General features: G+C 65.6%; 24 protein-coding genes. 15 read left to right on the top strand and 9 right to left on the bottom strand.

Features of this window, described 5'->3' with window-relative positions; translation table 11 throughout:
* The first annotated feature begins 10 nt into the window (after positions 1–10).
* A complete protein-coding gene (locus ACZ1H8_RS12610) occupies positions 11–1,210 on the top strand; it encodes a class I SAM-dependent methyltransferase (protein WP_465177537.1) in 1,200 nt (399 codons plus the stop codon).
* Positions 1,207–1,563, top strand: coding sequence for a hypothetical protein (locus tag ACZ1H8_RS12605; protein WP_465177536.1), 357 nt, complete (start codon positions 1,207–1,209; stop codon positions 1,561–1,563). Before ACZ1H8_RS12610 ends, ACZ1H8_RS12605 begins: the two co-directional genes overlap by 4 nt.
* Positions 1,564–1,569: 6 nt before the next feature.
* Here the strand turns inward: ACZ1H8_RS12605 and ACZ1H8_RS12600 are convergent, their stop codons facing one another.
* Positions 1,570–2,646, bottom strand: a complete 1,077-nt coding sequence (locus ACZ1H8_RS12600; RefSeq protein WP_465177535.1) for a DUF3089 domain-containing protein — start codon at positions 2,644–2,646, stop codon at positions 1,570–1,572.
* Entirely contained in the window at positions 2,643–4,079 is a 1,437-nt protein-coding gene (locus ACZ1H8_RS12595) for a flavin monoamine oxidase family protein (RefSeq protein WP_465177534.1), read from the bottom strand. Before ACZ1H8_RS12595 ends, ACZ1H8_RS12600 begins: the two co-directional genes overlap by 4 nt.
* 211 nt (positions 4,080–4,290) lie before the next feature.
* Here ACZ1H8_RS12595 and ACZ1H8_RS12590 point away from each other — a divergent pair, with 211 nt between their 5' ends.
* Positions 4,291–4,725: a c-type cytochrome gene (locus ACZ1H8_RS12590; RefSeq protein ID WP_465177533.1), complete on the top strand. Its 435-nt coding sequence runs from the start codon at positions 4,291–4,293 to the stop codon at positions 4,723–4,725.
* A gap of 72 nt (positions 4,726–4,797) precedes the next feature.
* On the opposite strand, the gene ACZ1H8_RS12585 is transcribed toward ACZ1H8_RS12590, so the two are convergent.
* Together ACZ1H8_RS12585 and ACZ1H8_RS12580 are read right to left on the bottom strand one after the other, a co-directional pair.
* Entirely contained in the window at positions 4,798–5,646 is an 849-nt protein-coding gene (locus ACZ1H8_RS12585) for a hypothetical protein (protein WP_465177532.1), read from the bottom strand.
* 54 nt (positions 5,647–5,700) lie between these two features.
* A complete protein-coding gene (locus ACZ1H8_RS12580) occupies positions 5,701–6,705 on the bottom strand; it encodes a DUF1838 family protein (protein ID WP_465177531.1) in 1,005 nt (334 codons plus the stop codon).
* Between the two features lie 244 nt (positions 6,706–6,949).
* Between ACZ1H8_RS12580 and ACZ1H8_RS12575 the strand changes: the two genes are divergently transcribed.
* The 3 genes from ACZ1H8_RS12575 to ACZ1H8_RS12565 are packed head-to-tail and all read left to right on the top strand — an operon-like array spanning position 6,950 to position 10,105.
* Positions 6,950–8,560 (top strand): FAD-binding oxidoreductase, encoded by a 1,611-nt coding sequence (locus ACZ1H8_RS12575; protein WP_465177530.1) that lies wholly within the window; start codon positions 6,950–6,952, stop codon positions 8,558–8,560.
* Positions 8,557–9,558, top strand: coding sequence for a zinc-binding dehydrogenase (locus ACZ1H8_RS12570; protein ID WP_465177529.1), 1,002 nt, complete (start codon positions 8,557–8,559; stop codon positions 9,556–9,558). Before ACZ1H8_RS12575 ends, ACZ1H8_RS12570 begins: the two co-directional genes overlap by 4 nt.
* Positions 9,559–9,577: 19 nt before the next feature.
* Complete coding sequence (locus tag ACZ1H8_RS12565) at positions 9,578–10,105, top strand: DUF3598 domain-containing protein (protein WP_465177528.1); 528 nt, start codon at positions 9,578–9,580, stop codon at positions 10,103–10,105.
* A gap of 69 nt (positions 10,106–10,174) precedes the next feature.
* On the opposite strand, the gene ACZ1H8_RS12560 is transcribed toward ACZ1H8_RS12565, so the two are convergent.
* Both ACZ1H8_RS12560 and ACZ1H8_RS12555 read right to left on the bottom strand, forming a co-directional pair.
* Positions 10,175–11,227, bottom strand: a complete 1,053-nt coding sequence (locus ACZ1H8_RS12560; RefSeq protein ID WP_465177527.1) for a DUF1838 family protein — start codon at positions 11,225–11,227, stop codon at positions 10,175–10,177.
* A 66-nt stretch (positions 11,228–11,293) separates the two neighbouring features.
* Entirely contained in the window at positions 11,294–13,870 is a 2,577-nt protein-coding gene (locus ACZ1H8_RS12555; RefSeq protein ID WP_465177526.1) for a TonB-dependent receptor, read from the bottom strand.
* A 262-nt stretch (positions 13,871–14,132) separates the two neighbouring features.
* Here ACZ1H8_RS12555 and ACZ1H8_RS12550 point away from each other — a divergent pair, with 262 nt between their 5' ends.
* From ACZ1H8_RS12550 to ACZ1H8_RS12540, 3 genes are all read left to right on the top strand, one after another.
* Positions 14,133–15,392, top strand: a complete 1,260-nt coding sequence (locus tag ACZ1H8_RS12550; RefSeq protein WP_465177525.1) for a serine hydrolase domain-containing protein — start codon at positions 14,133–14,135, stop codon at positions 15,390–15,392.
* 18 nt (positions 15,393–15,410) lie between these two features.
* Complete coding sequence (locus ACZ1H8_RS12545) at positions 15,411–16,427, top strand: zinc-dependent alcohol dehydrogenase family protein (RefSeq protein WP_465177524.1); 1,017 nt, start codon at positions 15,411–15,413, stop codon at positions 16,425–16,427.
* Between the two features lie 71 nt (positions 16,428–16,498).
* Positions 16,499–17,878, top strand: a complete 1,380-nt coding sequence (locus ACZ1H8_RS12540; protein ID WP_465177523.1) for an FAD-dependent oxidoreductase — start codon at positions 16,499–16,501, stop codon at positions 17,876–17,878.
* Here ACZ1H8_RS12540 and leuD read toward each other — a convergent pair.
* Together leuD and ACZ1H8_RS12530 are read right to left on the bottom strand one after the other, a co-directional pair.
* On the bottom strand, positions 17,863–18,462 hold the full coding sequence (gene leuD, locus ACZ1H8_RS12535; protein ID WP_465177522.1) for a 3-isopropylmalate dehydratase small subunit: 600 nt from the start codon (positions 18,460–18,462) through the stop codon (positions 17,863–17,865). The two genes, ACZ1H8_RS12540 and leuD, sit on opposite strands and share 16 nt — an antisense overlap.
* Entirely contained in the window at positions 18,459–19,868 is a 1,410-nt protein-coding gene (locus tag ACZ1H8_RS12530) for a 3-isopropylmalate dehydratase large subunit (protein ID WP_465177521.1), read from the bottom strand. Before ACZ1H8_RS12530 ends, leuD begins: the two co-directional genes overlap by 4 nt.
* Positions 19,869–19,941: 73 nt before the next feature.
* On the opposite strand from ACZ1H8_RS12530, the gene ACZ1H8_RS12525 reads away from it, so the two are divergent.
* Positions 19,942–20,706: a GntR family transcriptional regulator gene (locus ACZ1H8_RS12525; RefSeq protein WP_465177520.1), complete on the top strand. Its 765-nt coding sequence runs from the start codon at positions 19,942–19,944 to the stop codon at positions 20,704–20,706.
* Here ACZ1H8_RS12525 and ACZ1H8_RS12520 read toward each other — a convergent pair.
* Positions 20,696–21,862: a CaiB/BaiF CoA transferase family protein gene (locus tag ACZ1H8_RS12520; protein ID WP_465177519.1), complete on the bottom strand. Its 1,167-nt coding sequence runs from the start codon at positions 21,860–21,862 to the stop codon at positions 20,696–20,698. The two genes, ACZ1H8_RS12525 and ACZ1H8_RS12520, sit on opposite strands and share 11 nt — an antisense overlap.
* 65 nt (positions 21,863–21,927) lie before the next feature.
* Between ACZ1H8_RS12520 and ACZ1H8_RS12515 the strand changes: the two genes are divergently transcribed.
* From ACZ1H8_RS12515 to ACZ1H8_RS12495, 5 genes are all read left to right on the top strand, one after another.
* The gene (locus tag ACZ1H8_RS12515) at positions 21,928–22,887 is read left to right on the top strand and encodes a hydroxymethylglutaryl-CoA lyase (RefSeq protein ID WP_465177518.1); all 960 of its coding nucleotides are present in this window, start codon (positions 21,928–21,930) and stop codon (positions 22,885–22,887) included.
* On the top strand, positions 22,884–23,588 hold the full coding sequence (locus tag ACZ1H8_RS12510) for an isochorismatase family protein (RefSeq protein ID WP_465177517.1): 705 nt from the start codon (positions 22,884–22,886) through the stop codon (positions 23,586–23,588). The genes ACZ1H8_RS12515 and ACZ1H8_RS12510 overlap by 4 nt, the downstream gene beginning before the upstream one ends.
* The gene (locus ACZ1H8_RS12505; protein ID WP_465177516.1) at positions 23,581–24,471 is read left to right on the top strand and encodes a polysaccharide deacetylase family protein; all 891 of its coding nucleotides are present in this window, start codon (positions 23,581–23,583) and stop codon (positions 24,469–24,471) included. Before ACZ1H8_RS12510 ends, ACZ1H8_RS12505 begins: the two co-directional genes overlap by 8 nt.
* Complete coding sequence (locus tag ACZ1H8_RS12500) at positions 24,468–25,394, top strand: polysaccharide deacetylase family protein (RefSeq protein WP_465177515.1); 927 nt, start codon at positions 24,468–24,470, stop codon at positions 25,392–25,394. Before ACZ1H8_RS12505 ends, ACZ1H8_RS12500 begins: the two co-directional genes overlap by 4 nt.
* Positions 25,395–25,556: 162 nt before the next feature.
* Positions 25,557–26,351 carry an IclR family transcriptional regulator domain-containing protein gene (locus tag ACZ1H8_RS12495; protein ID WP_465177514.1) on the top strand — a complete coding sequence of 265 codons (795 nt, stop codon included), beginning with the start codon at positions 25,557–25,559 and terminating at the stop codon, positions 26,349–26,351.
* The last annotated feature ends 89 nt before the right edge of the window (positions 26,352–26,440 follow it).

Raw genomic sequence — 26,440 nt, 5'->3', positions numbered from 1 at the left:
GAGTAAAGCGATGAGACAGGACGTCCCTCCCCCCTATACCGCGGTCACCCGGCACGCGGTGTTTCCGACGCCGAGCCATGACGAGGCCGCGCGCTACAATTTCCTAGCGAATTTCAACAAGCACATGTCTGGGACGCTGGGCGCCGGCAACAAGCTTGCCTATGACACGCGCGTGCTGCCGACGTTCCGCGCCGAGCATGGCCGCGATCCGACGGACCGGTTCGAGATCCGCCATGCGATGAACCGCGATCCCTGGCACCGGCTATGGTCGGCGTGCCGCCGCAATTCGATGGAGATGCGTCAGCAGAACGGCCGCTCGGTCGTGCTGCGACAGCTCGACGAACTCGATGCCAGGGCACGACAGTTCAACGAGGGACGCGACACGCTGGAGCTCGATCCGGCGGTGAAGGTGCCGCGCTATCAGGGCGCGGTCGACATCCACTGCATGCCCGGCAGCTATCATGGCGAGGAACGGCCCGGCGACGTTTCCGCCGGCGCCAATTACGACAGTGGTCTGTTCGCCACGACCGGAGGCCAGCTCGGCGCGCTCAATGATGGCGGCGGCCAGGCGCTGGTCGAATGGATCAGGCGCGAAAAGCCGGGCTGGACGCCCCGCCGTATCCTCGATCTCGGCGCGACGGTCGGCCACAATATCGTGCCCTTGGCCCAGGCTTTCCCCGACGCCGAGGTGATCGCGATCGACACCGCGGCGCCGGTCCTGCGCTATGGCCATGCCCGGGCCCAGGCACTGGGTGTTCGCAACATCCGCTTCGTGCAGATGGATGCCGAGCATATGGATCGCTTCCCCGACGCGCATTTCGACTGGGTGCAGACGACGATGTATCTGCACGAACTGTCGGGAAAGTCGCTGCCCGCAGTGATCAAGGAGGGTGCGCGCGTGCTTGCGCCGGGCGGGCTGATGTTCCACCTCGAACAGCCCCAGTATAGCGACGACATGCCCCTGTTCGAACAGTTCCTTCGCGACTGGGACGCGTTCAACAACAACGAGCCTTTCTGGTCGGCGATGCACGCGCTCGACCTCAAGCAGATCATGGAGGATGCCGGCTTGCCGCACAGCTGTCAGTTCGTCACCGGCGTTCGCGCCGTCGCCGACCGCACGATCTTTCCCGATGCGCCCGCACCGGAGGAAGAGGATTTCGGGCGCACGGCCAAATGGAACGCCTATGGCGCGTGGAAGCCGGCGGCATGAGCGAGATCGACTGGATCGCCCGCGCCGGTGCCCGCGCCAAGGGCAAGCGACCCGATTTCCTCGGCGACCCGGTTGCCGAGCGAATGCTCTCGATCCTGCTCGCGGTGGCGGGCGAGGTGTCGGTCCTTAAGGAACGGCTCGATACGGTCGAGCGGCTGCTCGAGGCCAAGGGGTCGATCGACCGCGCGGATATCGAATCCTACATGCCCGATACCGATGCCGCCTATCAGCGCAGCGTCATGACCAAGGAATATGTCGCGCGGATCATGCGCGGTATGCAGCAGGACATGGAGGCGATGCAGACCGCCGAACGGCCGCTCGCCGATATCAGCGCGGAACTTCGCGAAAGCTGAGCGCGGTCAGCGCCGGACCTTCAGGAACGCCGCGACACGTTTCGCGGCGTTCGCGCGGATATCGGCGTAGAACAGTCCCATATCGTGGAAATGCATGCTGCCGCCGGGCAGGGGCTTGAGCGCCAGCGCGGGATCGGGATCCACCACCAGATAGCCGTCTGCCTCGCACCGCGCCCCGACCGCACCCGTGCGCAGCGGCAGGACCGGGCCATCGCCCGGGTCACCCGGGACCGCGCCCAGACTTGCCGATCGACCGGCCACGGGCTTCGCACGATCGAAGGTCAGCGGATTGATGCACAGCGCGCGCTTGCCGGCATCATCGCCATATTTCGCGACATAGGCCTTTTGCTGCATCGCTACCGCGCTTGCGCGGTCCATTTCCGGCAACACTGCATTCCAGCCGACCACGCAGCCTGTCTGCGCCGGGGTGTCGCACGGCTTCAGCGACCGGTAGCGCTTGCCGAACTCGCCTTCATACAGATTGATGCCGATGACATAGGCGGCGACCATGCGCCTTGCGAGCGGGGTGCCGTCGATCCGCTTCTCGAGCAGTTGCGCGATGTGCCACGCGCCCTGGCTGTGGCCGACCAGAATGAACGGCCGCCCGCCATTGTCGTGCTTGAGATACGCGTCGAACGCCCGTTCGACGTCGGAATAGGCAAGGTCGAACGCCTTGCGCCCCTCCCCGTCCAGTTGAAAAACGGCGCGGCTTGCTGCCTGGCGATAGCGCGGTGCGAACACGCGGCAGCAGCCATTGAAGATGGCCGCCTGACGCGCGACGACACTGCCATCGGTCCAGGCGTTCGTGGCGGTATCGGTGACTGCCGCATTCCACTCGGTCTGGCTGCGGAACGTCGTCGGGTTGACGTAAAAGACGTCGACGTTCGGTGCCCTGGCGGCTGGCGTTGCCCCTGGGGCGACGGTAGCCGCGGCGCCTTCATGCCCCGGTCGCGCAGCCCAGCTGTCGCTCTGCGCATAGTCCGGTTCGGGTGGCGACTTGGCCGGATCGAACCCCTGCGCCGCGGCGGTGCCGCCCAGGGTCAGCAAGACCGCGCCCACCCACGGCGCCAGCGCCCGCCTCATGCGGTGAGCACTTCGAGCGCCACACGCTCGGACGATTCCAGCGCGCCTTCCAGCCCGCGCGCGCCCTCAGCGGTATGTTCGCCGCAGAAATAGATGCGGCCGTGCGGCGACGCCATAGCCTTGGCGAAGCGCGTCACCTGACCAGGCTTGAAATAGGCGATCTGGCCAAGCGTGAAGCGCTCCTGCGCCCAGCTGAAGAGTGCCGCGCCCTTCACCTTGCCCTTGGCCGCCGGCCGCAAGGTCTCGAGCCGCGATACGGCGTGCGCCAGCGCCGCTTCCTTGCCCATCGCGTCCCATAATTGCGCGAGATTGCCGCGCGCCTGCACCATCAACCCCGTGATCTGGCTGGGATCATCGCCGAACCGTTGCGGCATGACGACGCCCAGTTGATCGTCAGTGAACATGGACGGTGACAGGCCGTCGCTCAGCCAGAAGGGTTCGCTCGCCGTCAGGAACGCGATGGTCAGCGCGTTATAGCCCAAGGTCTGCACCGCCTCGGCCTGCGCGCCGCTGAAGCCTGGGGTCACCGCAATGTTTCGCAGGGTCGAGAAGGGCAGCGAGCACACCACGCGAGCTGCGCGATAGACCGACCCGTCGAGGCAACGCACTTCGACGCCATCGGCCTGGCTGTCGATCGCGACGACCTCCTTGCCCAGCAGCACATCGCCCTTGATCAGCTTGCGCATGCCCAGCGCGAGATTGAAGTTGCCGCCCTTCACCGCCAGCGTCTTCTTGCCCGCGGCGATCTGCGTCTTGATGAAGCCGTCGTTGAACTCCATCTGCAGCTGCGCCATTTCGAACGAGTTCTGTCCATAATAGGGCGACAGGTCGCTCGCGAGGCGGATCGCCTGATCGTTCAGCCCTTGCGCCTTCAGAAACGCGTTGAGCGAGATGTCGAGCGCCTTGTTCTCCGGGTCGTTCCAGGTGCTGAAGTCCGCCAGCCGGTTGTGCTGCGCGACGATCTTGCCGACCACCTCGCCGGGCAGATTGGCCTTGAGCGCGTCGGGAAACGGATTGAGCGGGGAGCGCGCCCATTCCTCGCGCGTCAGGCGCTTGCCGTTGAGCCACAATTCCTGCTGCGGGCCGCCATAGAAGCGCGGGCCGACATCGACCATTTCGACCCCGGCGCGCGCTGCAGCATCGAGGCCGCGGCCATAGCCTTCGCCCATCGAATTGAAGCCCATCTCGGGATGCCCGGGCTGATCCATCAGCGTGAACACCCGTCCGCCCACGCGCTGCCGCCCCTCGAGGACAAGGACCTTCTGCCCTTCCTTCTCCAGCAAGGTTGCGGTGTTCATGCCGGAGACGCCGGCGCCCAGTACGATCGTGTCGATCGCCCGGTCCTTCTTCCCCTGGGCGCGAGCCGTCCCCATCGCCAGCGTCGCGCCGGTTGCGGCCAGTGCCAGGTTGAATCCACGACGCGTCAGCTGCACTGCAAGTCTCCCGGCTTTCCGTTGGATCGCAGCGTGCATGATCGTCGGGAAACGGTCGAGATAGCGTCGATCCATGCTCGCTTGTCGGATAGTCCCCGGCGCAGCGATTGGACCGCCGCGCGCCCGATCCTATCGCCCGGCATTGCCCATCGGTTCAGTTCGGAGCAATGCGCCCCGCGACAATATGGGCCAGTACCATGGGATGAAACGAATGAACTCGAAATTCCATCTGCTTGCCCTGACGCTATCGGTCGGCGCATTCGCCGCCGGGATCGCATCGTCGCGATCTGACGCCGCGGCGCCACCGATTGCTGCCGCCGAGCCGGCGCCGCAAGGAAACGCCGCAACCGGCGCAAAACTGTTCCTCCAGTGCCGCGCCTGCCACACCGTCGCACCCGGTGCCGCCCATACGGTCGGGCCGAACCTGGCCGGCGTGATGGGGGCCAAGGCTGCGACGCGGCCGGGCTACAATTATTCGCCGGCACTGAAGAAGGCGAACCTCAGCTGGGACAAGGCGACGATGGATGCGTGGCTGACGCGTCCGGCCAAGCTGGTGCCCGGCAACAAGATGGCGTTCGCCGGGATGTCGAACCCGCAGCAGCGCGCCGACATGATCGCCTATCTGAGCTCGCTGAAAGCGAAATAAGCGCGACACGCCGAAACGAAAAAAGGCCGGATTGCCTGGACGGCGATCCGGCCTTTTTCATGTGCGCTTCGATCAGCTGGGCTTGTAGACCGGATCGAGCAGCGCCGCCGGATTCTCCAGCACCTGCGGCCATTTGTCGCGCGTCGCCTTGGTCCAGCGCTCGGGCAGCTCGCTCATTGCCACACCGAACCGGCCCGCCCCGACGGCGGTCAAATGCCCGGGATGGCCGTCCATCTGCATCCAGGGTCGCCAATCGACGAAATTGGTGAAGTTGGACTCGGTCGGCACGCGTTTCGCACCCGCTTTGAAATCGCTGATCCGCGCGTGCATCGTCACCGATTCGCCATAGCGGAACGGCTTGGCGGCACCCGGTACCGAACCCGAGGTGCGCGTGATGTCATGAAACCAGATGTCGTCGCCGCGCACTTCGGGCGCCCGAACGACATGGTCGACCGTCATTCCCGGCATCAGCCTGTCGAACTGGAACTTGAGGTCCGGCAGGATCGTGTAGCGCGTGGGTGGCAGGTTGGTTCGCGGATCCTTGATCCGCTTGCCGGTATAAGGATTGTGGAATTCGCCCGGCACCTTGCTCGTACCCGAATCGAAGAAATGCGCGACCTCTCCGCTGAACACGTCATAGCCGCCATCGCTCCGGCGGCGATACCGGGTGAAGGTGACACCCACGACATCCCATAGCGGGGTGATCTCGGCACCTACGACCCCGAAATAATAACCGTCGATATAGCTGATGACGAGTTGCTCATCGAGCGCACCGCGCATCATGATATAGGCGCGCAGCTTGCCCTCGGCGCTCGTCAGATCGAGCGTGCTCCTGCCGGCTGCAGCAGCCGGCATCGCGGCCGCGGACAACGCACCCGCCCCCATCAGGCCCATTGCTCCGCGGCGATCCATCCCTGCCATCACGCTCCCCCTTGAAATGCGTGGGGCGGCACCGCGCCGCCCCATTGGTACCGATTATCCCTGCGACGGCCGCTGTGCCGCGGGCGGCTGAGGCGGCGTCCAGCCCGGGGGAACCGGTGCCGGCTTTTGGAAACGGGCATAGTTTTCGAGGCTGGAATAGGACGGGCCGTAATCCTCGGTCGGCGCGTGCAGCCACTTCTCGTCCATCGCGCGAGCGGCGGCGACGATGTCGGGCGACAGGCCCTTCTCGCCCAGCGGCTCGGACCCATAGTTGCAGATATAGGCGATATGGCCGAGGGCTTGCCCCATCAGCATCCAGGGCAGCCACGGCGTGATGCGCGACCACGACCCCACATGCGGGATATGCGTCAGGCGCGGATTCAGCACATCGGCCTTCTTCATGTAATAGGTGAAATATTCGGAGACGCGGTTCATATAGCCCGACGATTCCCGCACCCATTTTTCCGGGTTCAGCGCGTTCGGATAATAGAGGTCGATCGCGGTGTTCAGCAGGACGTTGCCCTCGCCGTCTTCGCTCCAGTTCAACAGCAGCGGGCGACGCGGCGGCTTGTCCTTGTTCAGTCCGCCATAAGAGGGCGGCTCGGGCGCCCATTCGCTGATCGTGAAGTTGAACGGGTCATTGGCGATCGGCACCACGCGAACATCCTCGTTCGTATAGGGGTTGCGCCAGGTCTTCATGATCTCGCCGGTTTCGATATTGCGATAGAACACGATCTCGCGCAGCAGCTTGCGATAGCTGCCGTCCTCGAGCTTCTTATACCGGACGAAGCTGAACCCCTCGACCTTGAACAGCGGCCGGTTGCGCTCATTGTCGCGCACGCCATAGGCCGTTCCCTTGATCCAGCCGCACTTCTCCTTGCTGAGATCAAGATCCCCTTCCAGCCGGGCAAAAGTATCGCGGTTCCACTTCGGGTTCTTGAAGTCGAGCGTGGTGAGAAACGTTTGCTTCTGACCCGCAGCAAACGCGGGAGCCGCCGCCATGCCGATCGCGGCACCGGCCAGGCCGAGCCCCTCGCGGCGAGTGATCCCGTTCTTCATCACGCTTCTCCCATCATGCCTTGTTCGCGACGAAAGCTGCGCCGCCACGCGGGCGGCGTCACGCCCTCGCCCCACGCTATCCGAACAACGGATAGCGCGCGCATCACTGGAGGAAAACGCCGGAACAAAGGTCGACACCGTCCTTCAATCCACTCTGCGGACACGCCTCGATGCCGGTCGCGCCAGCCCAGGCGGCGCGCGCTATCGCAAGCGCCAATCCCCAGAAGTTCAGGTGAGGAAACGCATGCAGACGGATGCCCCGGTCCGGATCGCCAATACGCCGATCCCCGATCTCAAGACGGCGCTCTCCGATATCGTCGGCGCCGAGAATGTCCGAGACGACACGGCGTCGCTCGAGCTGTTCAGCGAAGACATCTGGGCCAAGGGCGAGCATGTCGCGGCGCTCATCGCGGCACCAGGGTCTCTTCGCGAACTCGCCGACGTCGTGACCGCCGCAAGCAGGGCCGGCGTCGCCATCGCCCCGCGTGGCGCAGGCATGAGCTATACCGGCGGCTACCTTCCGGCCGACGACCTCACCCTGTCGCTCGACATGACCCGGATGAACCGCATCCTGCGGATCAGCCCGGAGGACATGCTGGTCACGGTCGAGGCCGGCTGCACCTGGCTGCAGCTTGACGAGGCGCTTGCCACACATGGCCTGCGGACGCCCTTCTGGGGGCCGATGTCGGGCCGCTACTCGACCATCGGCGGCGGCCTGTCGCAGCTCAACGCGATGTTCGGCGCAGCGCGCTACGGCACCAGCAGCGAGACCATGGTCGCGCTGACCGTGGTGACGGGCACCGGCGAGATCCTGCGCACCGGGGCCCGCGGCCCGGATGGGGACACGCCCTTCTACCGCCATTTCGGGCCCGACTATGCCGGACTGTTCTGCGGTGACAATGGCGCGCTGGGGGTCAAGGCCGAGATCACGCTGCGGCTGATCCCGCGTCCGCCGCATGAGGACCACGCCTCTTTCTCGTTCAAGACCGGCAAGCAGTTGCTGCGCGCCATGGCGGCGATCTCGCGCGCCGACGTGGCGGCCGAAACTTGTGCCTTCGATCCGGGCCTGACCAAGGTCCGGCTTCAGCGCATGTCGCTGCTGAGCGATGTAAAGACGCTCGGCGCGGTGATCGGCAAGGAAAGGAATCTCGGCAAGGGCCTGCTCGCCGCAGCGAAGATCGCGCTGGGCGGGCGCAAGTTCGTCGAGGAAGAGGAATATTCGCTTCATGTGATTGCCGAGGGGCGCTCGAAAGAGGGTGTCGCCGCCGACATGGCCGCGATCCGCGCCATCGCCGCCGCCGAAGAGGGGGTGGAGATCGAGAACACCATCGCCAAGGTCATTCGCGCCCAGCCCTTTCCCGAGCCCAATTCGATGCTCGGCCCCAAGGGCGAATCCTGGGCGCCGGTGCACGGCCATTGCTCGCTGTCCAACGCGCCGGTGATGTTCGAAGCGATCGAGGCGCTGTTCGCCGACATGAAGGCGGAGTTCGACGCGCACGGCGTGCACACCGGCTATCTCTTCACCACCCTGTCGACCAACGCGATCACGATCGAGCCGGTGTTCTTCTGGCCGGAAGGCTATCGTCCGGTCCACGCCTCGATGGTCGAGCCGTCGCATCTTGCCCGGCTGCCCAAACTGCCGCCCGATCCTGCCGCGACCGCTGTCGTCGCCCGGGCGCGTCAGGGCGTCAAGGACATCGCCGCCAGCTTCGGTTGCGCCCATTTCCAGGTGGGGCGCACCTATCCCTATCGCGAAAGCCGCGACGACGCCTCGAGCGCGCTGCTCGACGCGGTCAAGGCCGTGCTGGATCCCGGCAACATCCTGAGCCGCGGCAATCTCGGCTTTCGCGAATGAGCAGCTATCGCGCCATTCAGCTTCAGCGATTTGCCGAGACCTTCCGTGAGGGGTGCGCGGCGATCGAGCTGCCCGTCGTCGATCCGGCAGCCGGCGAGATTCGCGTGCGCAACCGCTTCTGCGGCGTGAACGGCATCTTCGACACGCAGATCGCGCGCAATGCGGTCGACTATGTCACGCTGACCGTGCCGTGCTTCACCGGCGTCGAGGCGCTTGGCATCGTGGAGGCGGTCGGACCCGGTGTCACGGGCTTTTCGGTCGGCGATTCCGTCGTCACCACGCGGTTCGGGCGTGGCTATCGCGAAGTGGCGATCGGCCCGGCCAGCGACTTCGTCGCGGTGCCCGCGGCGACGCCGGATATGCTCGCGCTGGCGTCGACCGGCGTGTCCGCATTGCTCGCGCTCGAACATATCGGCCAGGTGAAGGATGGCGAGACCGTCGCCATTTCCGCGGCAGCCGGCGGTCTCGGCCACCTGCTCGTTCAACTCGCCAAGCTTCGCGGCTGCACGGTGATCGCCATCGCCGGCGGACAGACCAAGGGCGACTTTCTGCGCAGCCTCGGTGCGGATCGCGTGATCGATTATCGCAGCGAGGATGTCGGCGAGGTCCTGCGCACCGAATTTCCGCGCGGGCTCGACGTCGCGATCGATACCGTCAGCGGCGCGATCTTCGACGCGTTCCTGGCCAACATGGCGCCGCACGGCCGCCTCGTCGTCGCCGGGGCCGCCGCCGATCTCGACGGCAGGCCGGAGCTCGTCACGCAGCCGCGGATCGCTCATTCGATCTACTATAAGGGCGTCTCGGTGCGCGGCTTCATGAACGGCTTGCTGACCGAGCATTGGCCGGCCGCGCGCGAGACGCTGTTCGCGCTGCACGAGGCCGGCCGCATCGCCGTGACACGCGACGCGCGCGCCTTCGACGGCCTCACCTCCATTCACGACGCGGTCGAGTGGCTCCTGTCGGGCCGCTCGATGGGCAAGGTGATGGTCAACCTCTGAACCTGACAGGAGAGCCAAGATGATCGATGAGAAGAACAAGCCCGGCGTTCGCGAGGCGATGCCGATCCTCGCCAGCAACGAGGGCGTGTGGGAAGGCTGGTATCGCTATTACGATGCCAAGACCGGCAAGATGACCGACGAGCATCGCTCGCGCCTGATCTGCCGGCTGTTCACCGATGAGAACGGGGTCGATCGCTATCACCAGACCAATTATTATTTCTGGGACGATGGCCGTACCGATGTCCGCGACTTCCCCGCCTGGTACGAGGATGGCCGCATCTGGTGGGACAACGACCTGATCAAGGGCTGGGCGGCGCACATGCAGCCCGATGACAATAATCGCTCGACCTGCCTCAACTGGATCCGCAAGAACGAGCCGGGCATCTATCTGTACGAGATGATCCAGAACAACGACGCGCGCACCCATCGTTCGCGCACCTGGCAGTGGTTCCGCGACGGCATCTGCTATCAGCGCACGCTGATCGACGAGCGCTTTATCACGCGCGATTGGGAAAACTTCACCGACCACAGTGCGCCGAAGGACTGATCTCATTGCAGCGCAAAAAAGGGGCGCCGACCATGCGGTCGGCGCCCCTTTTTGTGATCCGCGGCGCTGTTACTTCTTCAGCGCCTTTTTACGCGCTTCGGCGAGCGGCGAGACATAGCCCGGCGTTTCGGGCGGCACGTCCTCGGCATAGGCCTCCAGCGTGCCGCGAACGCCCTCGTCCGGCCCATCGGTCGGTTCTTCGAGCAGATCGGGCCGGTCGCGCTCCACGCGCTTCAGGACGACTTTCGGAATATCGTCTTCGGTGCCGGTGATCTTGTAGCTGAACATGCGGCCCATCAGCACGCCCTGAACCCCGCTCTTGCCCATGCGCATCCACGGCCACCAGGGGGCCTGACGCGTGAACCCGGCATGGAATTGGGCCGAATCCAGCGATCGGTCGTCGATCTGGGCGGTCGGGGTGAACACGACGAAATGTTCTGACGGGTTTACCCGCCTGCCGCTCGATGCCTTTGGCCAGCCCTCAGGCGTCACCGGATTGGTATATTCGTGCGCATAGTCCCAGCCGAGCAGATATTGGTCGCCGACCCGGTTCCACGGCAGGCGAAAGGGCTGCTCCTTCGCGCTCGCGCCCTCGCCCATGTCGTTGTTCAGCGTCTCGCCATCGCCGATCTTGAACACCTTCTGCGTCAGGCCCAGCGTCCCGCGCCACCGATCGTTGAGAAACGGAAACACCTCGACCCGTTCGCCGGTCCAGGGATTGTCCCAATGATCGATGATCTCACCGGTGCGCAGATCCGTGAAGTAACCGCATTCCTTGCCCAGCACCTTCAGCGACCCGTCGGGCTGAACGATGTAGCGGCTGTTGCCGAACCCGTAATAACCGAACACCGGCATCGCACGCTTGTTGCCGACGATGGCATATTGCACGCCGTAATAGCCCGATTTCACCGCCTTCGGGCCCAGCGTGCTCCACATCTTGCCAAAGCCGTAGAGATTCTCGCGCGGATCCATGATGTCCAGCGGACGGATGTCGGGGCGCGATTGCGTCGCGGCGAATGCCGGTGCGATCCCCGCGCTCAACCCGATCCCGGCGCCCATTCCAAACAGGCTCCCGAACGCACCGCGGCGCGAAACCGCATTCTGCATGGCATCGAACAGCATCAGTCACTCTCCCCACGAAAAAGAAGGGGGCCGGTTTCCCGGCCCCCTTGCTGCGCCCGGCAGCGATCAGAATTTCGCGCCGACCGTGAGGCCGAAGCGGCGTCCTTCGCCGAGGTAGATTTCCGGCACGCTGAACGCGAAGGGCACGCCCATTCGCGGCTGCGCGATGGAGTTCGCCACATAGGTCACGTCGAAGATGTTGTTGGCCCACAGCGCGATGCTGTAGCGGTCATTCTCCACCGCGATCCGCGCGCTGGTGAGCGTGCGCTCGCCGAACAGGGTGGTGTTCGGCAGGTTCATCGGTGCGTCACCGGTGTGGCTGACATCGACGCGCGAGAAGAGCTTCCAGTCGTCGCTCAGCGGCACATCCATGCTGGCGTTCAGGTTCCACGACAGGTTGACCGCGCGCTGCGGCCGCTTGCCTTCGAGCGACACCACCGCGCGCGGGCCGCTCGGCGTATTGATCACGATGACATCCGGGCAACCCGGCGCCGCGGTCGCAGTCGCACCGGTGCCGATCACGCACTGGGCGACGATCGACGCATCATAGGCACCGGCCTGGAACTTCGGATCGGCATAGACGACGCTGCCGCCGACCTTGAAATAGTCGCCGAACCGCAGCTCGCTCTGCACTTCGAAGCCGTTGGTCTTGATGCCGCCGGCATTGCGCACGATGCGGACCGGATTGACCGTCGTCGGGTTCAGCGTGAAGGCCGAGACCTGGGCGTTGGTCCAGTCGACATGGAAGACCGACGCGTTGAGCAGGAGCGCGCGGTTGAACAGCTCGCTCTTGATGCCGGCTTCGTAGGTCCAGTTCGTTTCCTCTTCATAGGCGACCTCGTCCGCCAGAATGCCCGTCGGGCTCACCGGGGTCGCGGTGTTGAAGCCGCCGGAGCGGACGCCCTTCGCTGCGCTGGCGTAGAGGAAGATATCCCGCGTCGCCTGGTAATCGACCGTGAAGCGCGGCGCGAAGCTCTCGAACGTGCGGGCGAAGATCGGACCGGCGACCGGGAAGGTGCCGGCCGCGGGGACCTGGGTGCCGAAGATCGGCTGGAGGATGCCGGGCTGGCTCAGCGGGTTGGAGACCGAGAACACCTGGGCCCGCTTTCGATCGATATTGTAGCGACCCTCGGCACTGACTCGCAGGTCACCGAAGCTGTAGCCCAGCGACCCGAACACCGACATCGTCTTGGTGCTCGCGCTCGAATAGGACGTCCAGAGCGGGCCACCGAGACCTGGCGTGAGGAACGGGTTGGCCGTGAAGTCATAGGCGCCTACGCCGGTTGCAGGGGGCGTGGTGGTCTGGCTGACCTGCACGAGCCGCTCGTTCGGCGCGAGACCGCTGCCGTCCACCGAAATGCCGATACCGGCCAGCGGGATGCGCGAGTTGAAGTAGCTGCCGCCGAAGATCCACTGGAACGGCCCGTCGGTATCCGACTGAAAGCGGATTTCCTGACTGAAGGTACGCACCCGCTCACGGCCAGAGCTGAAGGTATTGACCCGCGTGAGCCGCGAATAGGGGCCGCTGGGCAGACACGCCACGCCCGCCGTGCAGACACCCATCAGCGTGCCCGCCGCGGTCATGTCATAGTCACCGTAACTTTCGTTTTCCGCCTCGGTGAAGCCAGTGACGCTGGTAAACGAAACCCCGTTGCGCCGCCAGTTCAGGTTCAGCGCGACCTGCCGCGCCTGTGCAACCGTGTCGGGCTGGCCCGGGTTGATCGCGCTGACCTTGCTCGCCTTCAACTCACCGCAATAAAGGGTACGAACCCCGCTGGCCGCGTTCACCGTGCCGCAGTTGAACTCACCGAGCGGCAGGCCGACGACCGGCGAGAGCTCGGTCTTCGAATGCGACAGGAAACCTGACAGACGCGCCGTCAGCTCCTCGGTCGGGCGATATTCGAGCGACGCGGTTGCGGCATATTTCTCGGTTCCGCCAAGCTTGTTGTCCGGATCCGCGCTGTTCTCACCGTAACCGCCATAATGGAGGTAGCCGCCGCCGACGCGCAGCGCGAGCGTGTCGCTGATCGGCACCGAGACCGAGCCGCGGACGCGATAATCCTGGTCGACACCCACGGTCGCCTGGACATTGCCTTCGAACCGGGTCGAGGGGCGGCGCGTCGAGATCGACATCGCGCCTGCAAACGTCGACCGGCCGAACAGCGCGCTCTGCGGGCCCTTCGCGATCTGGACTTGCCCGACGTCCAGTACCGAGAGGATGTCGAGCGTGTTGCGGCTGGTCTGGTAGATGTCGTCGATGAAGACGCCGACATTGGCTTCGACGTTGAGATCGCCCGCAGTGTTCGCCGGCGCCTGGCCACGGATGTAGATGTTGGTCAGCGTGCCGCCCGAGATCGTCGTGATCGCAACGCCCGGCGTGCTGTTGCTGAGGTCGGCCAGGCTGGCGATGTTGCGATTGGTGAGGTCTTCCGGGCTGAGCGCGACGATCGCGATCGGCACCGTCTGGACATTCTCTTCACGCAGGCGCGCGGTCACGACGATTTCGTTGCCCGCCGCCTCGTCGGCTGCCGGTGCTTCCGGCGCTGCAGCGTCCTGCGCAAACGCGACTTGCGGCGTGCCGAAGGCACAGATCAGTGCCAGTGCCGAAACCTTGGCTAGCGCCACTCCCTGAATTCGCTTCATTGTCAGACCTCCCTATATGCCCGCTTATGCGCCGGCGTCGTTGTCATTGGGCCGACGAGGATTGGCAGACCTTCGCTGGCGTGCCGCGGCGTCCCTGTTCGCCGCATCCAGCCCGGGTTCCTGTTCCGTACAATCCGGTTGTCGCATTACTGACATATGCGGGTTCGATAGGCGTTCATCGGGCATGTCGCCCACTGTCCGCTGTACGAACAATCGCCCGCGTCCGATTGCGTTCAGGGGGTACGAACGGGATGCTCGCCTCATGAGAAAAGGGCTGAACCGATCGCGCGGCGCAGGCATCGCGCTCATGTTGAGCATCTCCGCTGCGGCGGTGATGTTGACGGCTGCATCGACCGACCCGGACGACGAGGCGCTCTACCGGGAGCGTTTCGCCACGCTGATGAAGAATGGCGGCGTCATTCTGAAGTACGATCCGATGGAACCGTTGCCGGGCGCGCCGACCGCTCGCCCCCTGCCCGTCGTGGCGCCGGGTCGCAACACCATCTCACCCAAGGCGCTCGATGCTGCCGTCGATTATGCCGCGAGGATGAACTCCACCGCGCTGATCGTGTGGCGCAACGGGCGGATCGAGCGCGAAGCCTATTTCAAAGGCCGCGATGCCAAGAGCCAGCTCGTCTCCAAATCCTTGTCCAAGCCGCTGACTGCGATCGCGGTCGGTCATGCAATCCAGCTCGGCAAGATCAAGTCGCTGGACCAGCCGGTTGCCGATTTCATCACCGAATGGCGCGGCACGCCCAAGGCGGGGATCCTCGTGCGGCACCTGCTCGATATGCGTGCCGGGCTGATGGAACAGATGGTCAGCAGCGATCCGGATCATCCGGTCAACCGCGCCTATATCTCACCGAACCTCGCTTCGGCGCTGATCGCCTATCCCCTGACCAGCAAGCCGGGCGAAAAATATGGCTATGGCAATGCCACTGCCGAACTCGTCGCTCTCCTGATCGAGCGCGCGACGGGGGAGCGCTATGCCGATTTCGTCGGCAAGCGCATTCTTGCCGCGGTTGGTGCGCCCGGCGGCGAGATCTGGGTGAGCAAGCGCGGCGGGCTCGCCCACTCCGGATGCTGCATGACCCTGCCCGCCGAGAGCTTCCTGCGGCTCGGCATCCTGCTCGCCAATGACGGTATGGCGGGCGGCAAGCGGCTGCTGCCGTTCGGCTATGTCGCCCAGATGGCGACCGGTACCGCCGCGAACCCGCATTACGGCCTCGGCGTTTGGGTCGCCGGGCCCTATGTGCAGCGTCGCGGCTTTGCGGCCCCGGACAAGCCCGGACCCAAGGTGCTGCATTCCCAGCCCTATGCCGACCGCGACCTGATCCTGTTCGACGGAAACTCGAACCAGACCGTCTTCATCTCGCGCGCGGCCAGGACGGTCGTGCTGCGCATGGGCGACAATCCTCCGCAGCAGCCCGAATGGGACAACAGCGTGCTGCCCAATCTCATTTTGAACGGCATCGACTGGAAGCGGGGCGAGACGCGCCCCCTGCCCCAGCCTGCCAACTGATTATCGGAATCCAGCCATATGAAAGCTTTTCAGATCGGCCCTCAGACGGGCCTCGACTCGCTTACCCCGGTCACCAGGCCCGACATCGTTCCCGGCCCCGGTGAGGCGATCGTCAAGGTTCGCCTTGTCGCCCTCAACCATCGCGACATGCTCGTGCTCAAGGGAAGCTATGGGCCGCGTCGCCCGGACGATCGCGTGCCCGTATCGGAGGGCATGGGCGAAATTCTGGCAATGGGCGAAGGCGTGACCGGTCTCGCCATTGGCCAGCGCGTGGTCGCGCCGCACTTCGTCACCTGGATCGACGGCGATTTCCAGCGCAGCGCGTTCGCCCATGACGTCGGTATCACGCATGACGGCTGGCTCGCCGAGCAGGTGCGCGTGCCGGCGGCCGCGCTGGTGCCGGTCCCGGACAGCCTCAGCGACGTTCAGGTCACCGCACTCGCCTCTTCCGCGCTGACCGCCTGGAACGCAGTGGTCGAGGTCGGCAAGGTCAAGGCGGGCGACACGGTGCTGGCGCTTGGCACGGGCGGCGTGTCGATCTGGGCGCTTCAGATCGCCAAGGCGGCGGGCGCGCGAGTCGCCATCACCTCGTCGAGCGACGACAAGCTAGACTTCGCGCGCACGCTGGGCGCCGACATCACCATCAACTATCGCACCACGCCCGACTGGGAGAAGGCGCTGCTTGAGGCCACCGCTGGCGCGGGCGCCGACGTCATCGTCGAGACGGGCGGCCAGGTCACGCTGCGCCAGTCGATCGACGCCGCAGCGACCAATGCGCGGATCGTGATCATCGGTGCGCTCGCCGGCGCTGCCAGCCAGGGACTGTCCAATTTCGGCACCATTATCGGAAAGAATCTGGTGTTGACCGGCATCGCCGAGGGCAGCCGGGCGATGATGGCCCGGCTGGTACGGGCGATCGACCTGCACGGCATTCAGCCGGTGATCGATCGTGAGTTCGCCTTCGACGACGCGCTGGAGGCGTATCGCTATCTCGAGACTGGCGATCATGTCGGCAAGGTCCTGATCCGGCTCTGATTGGGGGGCGTCCGCCTCGGCTAAAGGCCGGCGTACGACACTGACGACCGATTCGGCGGAGACGAAAGATCATGACCGATTTCGACCTGACCGTCCCGATCCTCATCGCGGGCGGCGGCGCATGCGGTGCGGTTGCCGCGCTTGCCGCCCATGCCGAGGGTGTCTCCCCGCTGCTGATCGAACAGGACGCGCATCCGCACGGTTCGACGGCCATGTCGCAGGGACTGATCGCCGCAGCCGGGACGCGGGCGCAGGCGGCGCATGGCGTTGAGGATGACGGCGCAGTTTTCCTGGCCGACATCCTGGCGAAGACCCATGGTCAGACCGACCCGGTCATCGCCCAGGCGCTGGCCTATGAATCGGGGCCGACACTCGACTGGCTCGTCGACGAGATCGGCCTGCCATGGGACCTCGATACGCGCTTTCGTGCCGCCTATGGCAACAGCCGGCTGCGCGTCCATGGCTGGGCCGGACATAGCGGCAGCGACATGATCGACCTGCTCCATGCGCGACTCGGCGACGCCGGAGTCGACGTGGTGACCGGTGCGCGGTTGAGCGACATCATTGCCGATTCGCACGGCCGGGTGCTGGGGGTCGAAATCGCCCGCGTCGATGGCGAGATCGAGCGCATCGGCTGCGAAATCCTGATCCTGGCGACCGGAGGATTCGCAGCGAATGCGGCAATGGTCGCCGAGCACATGCCCGAAGTCACCGCAGCCAAACTCAACGCGCATGAAGGCAGCCGCGGCGACGGAATTCGTCTGGGTCGCGCGATCGGCGCGGCGGTCGGGGACATGGGCAGCTATCAGGGCTATGCGATGCTCACCGATCCGCACGGCATCAGTGTGCCGCCTGGCGTCCTCATGGAAGGCGGCGTGATCGTGAATATGCAGGGCCGACGCTTCGTCGACGAATGCGCGGACATTGCTGGGATGGTGCGTCCCGTCCTGGCACAGCCGGGCGATCATTGCTGGGTGGTCTATGACGCCCGCATCGACGCGGCGACCGCGCATATTCCGGAAGCGCGCGAGTTGAACGAACTCAACGCAGCCAAAAGCGCCGATACGCTGGAATCGCTTGCAACGCGGATCGGCGTCGATGCTCAGGCACTGGCAGCGTCCCTCGATGAAGCGCACCAGGCCCAGCGCGCCGGCAGGCCAGACGGTTTCGGGCGTGACTGGGGCGACGACCAGCCGCCGGCGGGGCCCTATTTCGCATTGCGGATCGTGGGCGCGCTCTATCATACCCAGGGCGGCCTGCAGATCGACGGCGACGCACGCGTGCTGCGCCCCGACGGCTCGCCGCTGCCCAATCTGTTCGCGGGCGGCGGGGCGGCGCGCAGCGTATCGGGACCGTCCTCCTGGGGTTACATCCCGGCAATGGGGCTCTGCACCGCGGTCACGCTCGGCCGTATCGCGGGCCGGTCGGCAGCGCGTCAGCTGTCGAGATAGACCCAGGGCCGCGCTGCGCGATCGGCGGCGCGGAACGTCTCGATCTCGCCGCGGCGTTGAAGCGTGAGCCCGATCTCGTCGAGCCCTCCGACCAGCATCGCCTTGGCTTCCGCCTCGATCTCGAACGCCCAGGTCGCGCCCGATGCGCCGCACACCACCTGCGCCGGCAGATCGACCGTCACCGCGCCCGCCTCCGCCGCGATCGGCAGCGGATCCAGCTCGACCGGAACGATGCCGTTGCGCACGCAATTGGCGCGGAAGATCGGATTGAAGCTGGGCGCGATCACCGCGCGAAACCCATATTCGGCGAGCGCCCAGGCGGCGTGCTCGCGGCTCGATCCGCACCCGAAATTGGCCCCGCCGAGCAGGATCGCTGCCTCGGCGTAGCGCGGGTCGTTCAGCACGAAGTCGGGATTGGGGTCGCGCGACCCCGGCGCTGCATAGCGCCACCCGGCGAACAGACCGTCCGCCAGACCATGTTTCGAGACCGATTTCATCTCGCGCGACGGGATGATGGCGTCGGTATCGATATTGTCGCGGATCAGCGGCACCGCGAGCGAGGTCAGCGTGGCGAACGGGATCATGCCAGCATCCTCGGGTCGGCGATCGCGCCGGCGATCGCGGAGGCCGCGACCGTTTCGGGCGAGGCGAGATGTGTCCGTGTCCCCGGCCCCTGCCGGCTCTCGAAATTGCGATTGGTCGAACTGATCACCCGCTCCTGTGCCGCGAAGCTTTCACCGCCGGAGAAGAAGCACATCGAGCAGCCTGCCTCGCGCCACTCGAAGCCGGCTTCGCGGAAGACGGCGTCGAGCCCCTCCGCCTCCGCGGCCGCCTTGACCTGGCTCGATCCCGGCACGCAGATCGCGCGGATGCCGGCCGCGACCTTGCGCCCCCTCAGCACCGCCGCCGCGCGGCGCAGGTCGGAGATGCGGCTGTTGGTGCACGATCCGATAAAGGCGGCACCAATCGGCAGCCCCGTCAGCGCCGTGCCGCCGTCCAGCCCCATATAGTCGAGCGCGCGATCATAGGCCTCGCGCGTATCCCGGCCGGCCACGGCGTCGAACCCCGGCACGACGCCGTCAAGCCTCACGGCCTGTTGGGGACTGGTGCCCCAGCTGACCATCGGCGCGACATCGGCTGCGTCCACCCGCAGATCGAGATCGAATCGCGCGCCATCATCGCTGACCAGCGTACGCCAGTGTGCGACCGCCGCGTCCCAGGCCGAGCCTCGAGGCGCATAGGGGCGGCCCTTGAGATACTCGAACACCTTCTCGTTGGCAGAGATCAGCGCAGTAAAGGCGGAGAACTCGGTCGCCATATTGCACAGCGTCAAGCGCCCCTCGACGTCGAGCGCGCGGATTGCCTCGCCATCATATTCGATGACATGCCCCTTGGCTCCAGCTGAGCCGAAACGGGCAAGCAGATGCAGCGCCAGGTCCTTGGGGGTCACCCCCGGCGTGAGCGTTCCATCGACGGTGATGCGCAGCGTCCGGGGTTTCCTGACCCTCAGCGTCGATGTCGCCAGCGCGTGTTCCGCCTCGCTCGACCCGATACCCCAGGCGAGCGCCCCCAGCGCGCCCTGGCTGCACGTATGGCTGTCGGGGCAAACCAGGGTCACGCCCGGCAGCACGATGCCCTGTTCCGGAGAGATGACGTGAACGATGCCCTGGCGCGGATCGCCAAGATCGAACAACGTAATCCCGGCCGCCTTCGCCGCCTGGCGCGTCGCCACGATGAAGTCGCGCCCGGTCGGCATGATGGTGCGGTCGGTGCGGCCCGGCAACGTATCGACGACATGGTCCATCGTCGCGAATGCCTGAGCCGGTGCAGTCACTGCCCGGCCTGCCGCCTCGAGGCTCTTGAGCGCCACGCCGCCGGTCCGCTCGTGCAGCAGCACGCGGTCGACCAGGATCAGCCCGGTCCCCCCGCCGAGATCCGCGACGAGGTGCGCGTCCCACATCTTGTCGAAGGCCGTGCGAGGTTCCACCATGACCCGCATCTAGTTGCCGGTGGCGGATTTTGCCATCACTCTATAACAATTGCATCCGACCAGCGGAGACGTGATGAACAGCCCCGGACTCGACCGCGCGGGCGCGGTGCCGCTCTATCACCAGATTTTCCTCGCCTTGCGCGACGAAATCCTGCGCGGCGAGCGACGCGAGGGATCGGCGCTGGCGACCGAGCATGAGCTTGCCGCAGCATGGGGCGTTTCCCGCATCACTGCGCGCCGCGCACTCGACGAGCTGGCCGAGCACAAGCTGGTCGAACGCCGTCGCCGTATCGGTACGCGCGTCATCTTCCGGCCCGCCGCGCCGCCGATGGAAGCCCATCTCGATCATGCGGTCGAGGCGCTGCTGGCCTTCGGGCGCGACACGCAGGTGCGCGTCCTGTCGATCGGCGAGGAACTGGCCGACGCCGACGCGGCGGTTGCACTGGCGCTCGCGCCGGGCGCGCCGGTCGTACGCGCGGTGCGGCTGCGCCTGCTCGATGGCGAGCCGCTGGGCCGCGTGACCAGTCACGTCCCGGCCGCAGCCGCAATGGGCAGGATCGACGCCGCCGCGCTTGCTGCCAAGCCGATGCTGGCGCTGCTCCAGGACCTTGGCCACACCCTCCAGGGCGGGCACCAGACGATCTCCGCGCTTTCCGCCGACCCCGCACTCGCCGCCACCCTCGCCATCGAGCCGCGCGCGGCAGTCCTGCGCGTCGAGCGGGTCGTGACCGGCGCGGGCGGCGCGCCGATCCTGCGCACCGTCGCCGACTATCGCGCGGATCGCTACCGGCTGAACCTCGACCTGCACGGGCGCAGCGGCCCGGCGGTCACGCTCTGATCGCGGCAGCCTCGTCCGCGGAATAGCCGAGCTCCGCCAGGATCGCATCGGCGTCGGCGTCGATCTGCGGGATATCGTGCCGCAAACCCGGACGCTCGCCGTCGATCTCGACCGGCAGGCCCGGGAGTTTCGTGCGCGCGCCCCCCGGGATCGTAACCTCGACCAGCCCGCCGGCGTTGAGATGGGCATCGTCGAACAGCTCATCGGGCCGGGCGATCGGCGCGAACGGCAGGCCGAGCTTCTCGAGATGCGCGATCAGGGCGTCACGCGGCATGTCGGCAAACAGCGCGCGCACCTGCGGCAAGATCACGTCTCGCGCCAGGACACGCTGGTTGTTGAGCGCGAAGTCGGGATTGCCGCCCAGCTCGGTCAGCCCGAACGCGTCGCAGAATGTCTTCCACTGGCCGTCGCTCACCACGCCGACGAACAGTTGCTCGCCATCGTTCGCGGTCTCGAACACGTCGTAAATCGCCCAGGCAGAGACGCGCACCGGCATCGGCTGCGGCGCCTTTCCGGTCACTGCCTTCTGCGCCATGTGCTGGCCGACCAGAAACGCCGTCGTTTCATAGAGCGCGCATTTCACCTCGCCGCCCCTGCCGGTGCGATGCCGGCGCTCCAGCGCGGCGAGCACGCCGATCACCCCGAACATGCCGCCGGTGATATCCACCACCGACGATCCCGCACGCAGCGGGCGGCCCGGCGGACCGGTCATATAGGCAAGCCCGCCCATCATCTGGGTCACTTCGTCGAGCGCGGTGCGATGCTCATAGGGACCGGCGAGAAAGCCCTTGGCCGAGCAATAGATCAGGCCGGGATTGTCTGCTGCAAGCACGTCATAGCCCAGGCCGAGCTTGGCGAGCGTACCGGGCCGGAAATTCTCGATCAGGATATCGGATCGCGCCGCAAGCCGCCGCGCAACCTCGAGGCCCTGCTCGCTTTTCAGGTCGAGGCACAGGCTGCGCTTGTTGCGATTGAACATCGGGAAATAGCCCGCGCCCGACCCGAGCAGCTTGCGCGTCTGATCGCCGCCCTTGGGCTCGACCTTGACCACATCGGCGCCGAGATCGGCCAGGATGACGCCAACCGACGGCCCCATCACCATGTGCGAGAACTCCACCACGCGGATACCCGCAAGCGGCAATGCCTCCCGTTCCATCTTCGCTCCTCGACAGCCTCGGTTCAATTGATATAGATTGAATACAAATGAGCAAGGAAGTGAGCATGGCTGACCGCTCGTCGGACATCGATATCCTCGTCAGCGAAGTCGGGCCGCGCGATGGCCTGCAAAGCATCAAATCGATCATGCCGACCGAGGCGAAGAAGGCGTGGATCGCCGCCGAGGCAGCCGCCGGCGTGCGAGAGATCGAGGTCGGCAGCTTCGTCCCGGCAAAGCTGCTCCCGCAACTCGCCGATACGGCGGAGATCGTTGCCTATGCCAAGACGATCCCCGACCTGACCGTCGCCGTGCTCGTGCCGAACGCCAGGGGCGCGGCCGCTGCGATCCAAGCCGGGGCGGACAAGCTCACCCTGCCGCTATCGGTATCCGAGACGCACAGCCTCGCCAATTTGCGCCGCACGCACGATCAGGTGATCGCGGAGGCGCGCGAGATTGGCGCGTTGATCGCCGCCCTGCCGGCCGATCGGCGCCCACATTTCGAAGGCAGCCTGTCGACCGTGTTCGGCTGCACCCTGGAAGGCCGGATTCCCGACGCGCAAATCGCGCGGCTTGCCGAGGCGCTGATGGCGGCGGGATGCGATGAGGTCGGGCTGTCCGACACCACCGGCTATGCCGATCCCGCGGCGGTCAGGCGAATGATCGCACTGGTGCGCGGCGTGACCGGCGATGCGGCGCTGACCGGCATCCACCTGCACAATACGCGCGGACTTGGTCTCGCGAACGCGCTCGCTGCACTCGACGCGGGACTGACCACGCTCGACGCCTCGCTGGGGGGCATCGGCGGCTGTCCGTTTGCACCGGGCGCCAGCGGCAATATCGTGACCGAGGATCTGGTGTTCATGCTCGAGGCGATGGGCCTGCGCACCGGGATCGATATCGACGCTTTGCTCGCAGTGCGGGAAATCGTGACCGCCGCCTTGCCGGGCGAGGAGATGTTCGGCTTCCTCCCCGACGCAAGAGTACCGCTCGGCTTCATGCCGGCGCGCGTAGCGGAGGTCGCATGATGTCGGATCGTCCCATGGTCGGCACGCGGATGGTGAGCGACGGCAAGACCGCGCGGCAGCTGTTCGACGAGGTGATGGCGAACCCGGCGCGCGCGAAGTTCGGTTTCGGCAGCAAGCTTGCGATCGTCAATGTCGATTTCCAGAACGCCTATACCCGGATCGACGAGTTCAAGACCGCCTACGAGACGGATCCGCGTCAAATCGAGCATAGCAATGCGATCTCCCGGCTCGCCCGCGCCAAGGGGATGCCGGTTGTCTGGACGCACGTCGCCTTCATGGAAGATGCGAGCGACGCGGGCATATGGGGCACGCGCACCAACACCCCCGACAGCCTGCAGAACATCAAGGTCGGCAGCCGTCGCCACGCCCTGGACGAGCGTTGCGAGATCGATGCCGGCCGGGACGCGATCTACACCAAGCGCATGCCCTCGGCGTTCTTCGAAACGCCGCTGCAAAGCCTGCTGGTCTGGCACAGGGTCGACACGGTCGTGGTAACCGGCGGTTCCACCTCGGGCTGCGTGCGCGCTACCGCGGTCGACAGCCTGAGCCGCGGCTATCGCACGATCGTCCCGATCGAGACCTGCGCCGACAAGCATGAAAGCTATCACTTCGCCAACCTGACCGACCTTCAGCTCAAATATGCCGATGTCGAGCCGGTGCAGACGGTGATCGACTGGCTAGAGGCGCAGCCCGATGCGTGAGGGCGAGAAGGATCCCGGCCTCTACGACTTCCGCCCCTATCGCGGCCGGCCCGGGCTTGCCTGGCCGGACGGGAAGTCGGTCGCGGTCTGGGTCTCGCCCAATATCGAATTCTACGAACTCGATCCCCCCGCCAACCCGAACCGCAAGAGCTGGGCGAAGCCGCACCCGGACGTCGTCGGCTATGGGCACCGCGACTATGGCAACCGCGTGGGCCACTGGCGCCTCGCCGAGGCGATGACGCGGCACGGCTTTCCCGGATCCGTCAGCCTGTCGGTCGCGATGTGCCAGCATCATCCCGAGATCGTCGCGGACGCCAATGCGCGCGGCTGGGAGTTCTTCAGCCACGGCATCTACAACACCCGGTACAGCTATGGGATGGACGAGCAGCAGGAGCGCGCGATCATCGAGGATTCGATCCGCACCGTGCGCGAGGCGACGGGGCAGGCGATCAAGGGGTGGCTCGCCCCCGCGCTGACCCACACGCCGCGTACGCTCGACCTGATTGCCGAATATGGACTGAGCTATACCTGCGACCTCTATCATGACGACCAGCCGGGCGAAGTCCATGTCGCCAGGGGCAGGCTGATCTCGATGCCGTACAGCCTCGAGGTCAACGATCATTACGGCTTCTTCGTCTACAACATGTCGCCGCGCGATTATGCCGACACGCTGATCCGTCAGTATGAGCGGCTGGCGGACGAGGGCGAACGGACAGGTTCCGGCACCGTCATGTGCATCCCGCTGCACGCCTATCTGATCGGCCAGCCGCATCGCATCGGCGCGTTCGAGGATGTGCTGCGCCACATCGCGGCAGACGGCCGGGCTTGGATCACACGCAGCGGGGACATTGCCGATCATTATATGGCGCAGGTGGCGGCATGAGCCTGGATCCCGCCTATCTCGACTATCCGCGCCGTCGCCACGGCATGGATCACGACCATTATCCGTGGTCGAACCTGTTCGAACGCCCCCCGATTGCCTGGCCATCGGGCGTATCGGTTGCGGTTGCGGTCGTCGTCAGCCTGGAATGGTTTCCGATCCTGCCCAATGATGCGCCGTTCCGTGCTCCGGGGCATATGGCCACCCCCTATCCCGATTATCGCCACTATACCTCGCGCGACTATGGCACGCGGGTCGGCTTCTATCGCCTGCTCGATGCGTTCGAGCGGGTCGGTGCCCGGGTATCGGTTGCGACCAACGCGGCGATCGCCGAGCGCTATCCCTCGATCATCGCCGACATCAGGGCCGCCGGGCATGAGATCGTCGCCCATTCGACCGACATGAACGGCACCATCGCCTCCGGCCTGGCCGAAGATGAAGAGCGCGCCCTGATCGCCCGGTCGCTCGACACGCTGGAGCAGGTCTCTGGCCGGCGACCGGACGGATGGATGTCGATCGCTCGGTCGCAATCGTTCAACACGCCCCGACTGCTTGCCGAAGCCGGCCTGCGCTACATGGCCGACTGGGTGAACGACGAACTCCCTTATCGCTTCGATACCGAAGCCGGTCCGATCGTCAGCGTCCCGGTCAATCACGAGCTCTCGGACCGGCAGATCATTATCGTCCAGCAACAGTCCGCCGATTCCTACGTCCAGCAAATGCAGGATGCGCACACGCTGCTGACAAATGAGGCCTGTCGATATGGCGGGCGGTTGCTGCCGCTGCACGTCACCCCCTACGTCATGGGTCTCCCCTACCGGATCGACGCCTTTGAGAGGCTGTTGAGCTGGTTCGACGGCAATCGCGACACCGAGTTTCACACGCTCGGGCAAGTCGCCGAATCGGTCGCCCGCACATCGGAATGAGGCCACCGCTGCCCATCCGACGGGCATTGTCCGCGGGGACTTGCATCAATTTTCGGCATCGCAACCGCCTCGACGATATAATGGGAAAAAAATACGCCGAATGATGGAACGAATGCGCATTTTGCGCGTGCGTAGCCGACATAAAAGAGTCATCCTGCGGTCATGGAAAAAGGTGTTCCGATCCGCTCGCTCGCCCGGGGAATTGCCGTCCTTCAGGCAGTCAACCGTGGTGGTTCTCTCTCCATGATGGAGATCGCCCGCGCTTCCAGCGTTCCCTATCCGACCGCATGTCGCATCGTGCAGACGCTGCTATTCGAAGGGTTGATTGAACAGGAGCCCGTACGCAAACGCTATCGGCCGACCGGGCTGGTGCAAACGCTGGCGCATGGCTTTCAGGGACATGCGGGTATCGTCCAGACCGCGCGACCCCATATCGTCGAACTGACTCGACGCGTGATGTGGCCGATCTCGCTGTCGACCCATGTCGGCTCGAACATGGTGATCCGCGATTCCACCCACTCGCTGACGACCCTGACCTTCAACGATTACTATCCCGGCTACTCTCTGCCGATCCTCGAATGCGCCTCGGGCCTCGTCTACCTCGCTCACATGCCGGAGGATGAACGCGCCGGTATCCTCGCCTCGCTCAAGCGTCTGCCGGATCGGATTCCGGTCCATACGATGCGCATGATCGAGGAGGAATCGCTGCTCGAGGACATCCGGCGCCAGGGCTATGCGACGCGCGGCAACAACCATTTCACGCGCAACCCCGGCAAGACCTCGTCGATCGCAGTGCCGATCTTCGAACATGGCCGTGTCGCCGGCGCGCTGACGCTCGCCTTCTTCTCGTCGGCGATCCGCATGACCGACGCGGTCGCACAGTTCGTCGAGCCGCTGCGCGAAACCGGCTTCATGATCACCACGGAGCTCGCGCCGAATATCGCCGCAGCCGAATAGCCACCTGTTGACCACTCGGCCGGCGCGGGCGTGACCCTGAGCGGCGTCGCGGCAATTCTGGCCGCGTATGCTCGTTCCGGGAGAACATG

The organism is Sphingomonas sp. BL-S-25 (assembly GCF_055521555.1).
The sequence above is the reverse complement of the archived record's forward strand: the minus strand, read 5'-3'. Positions and strand labels throughout refer to the sequence as shown.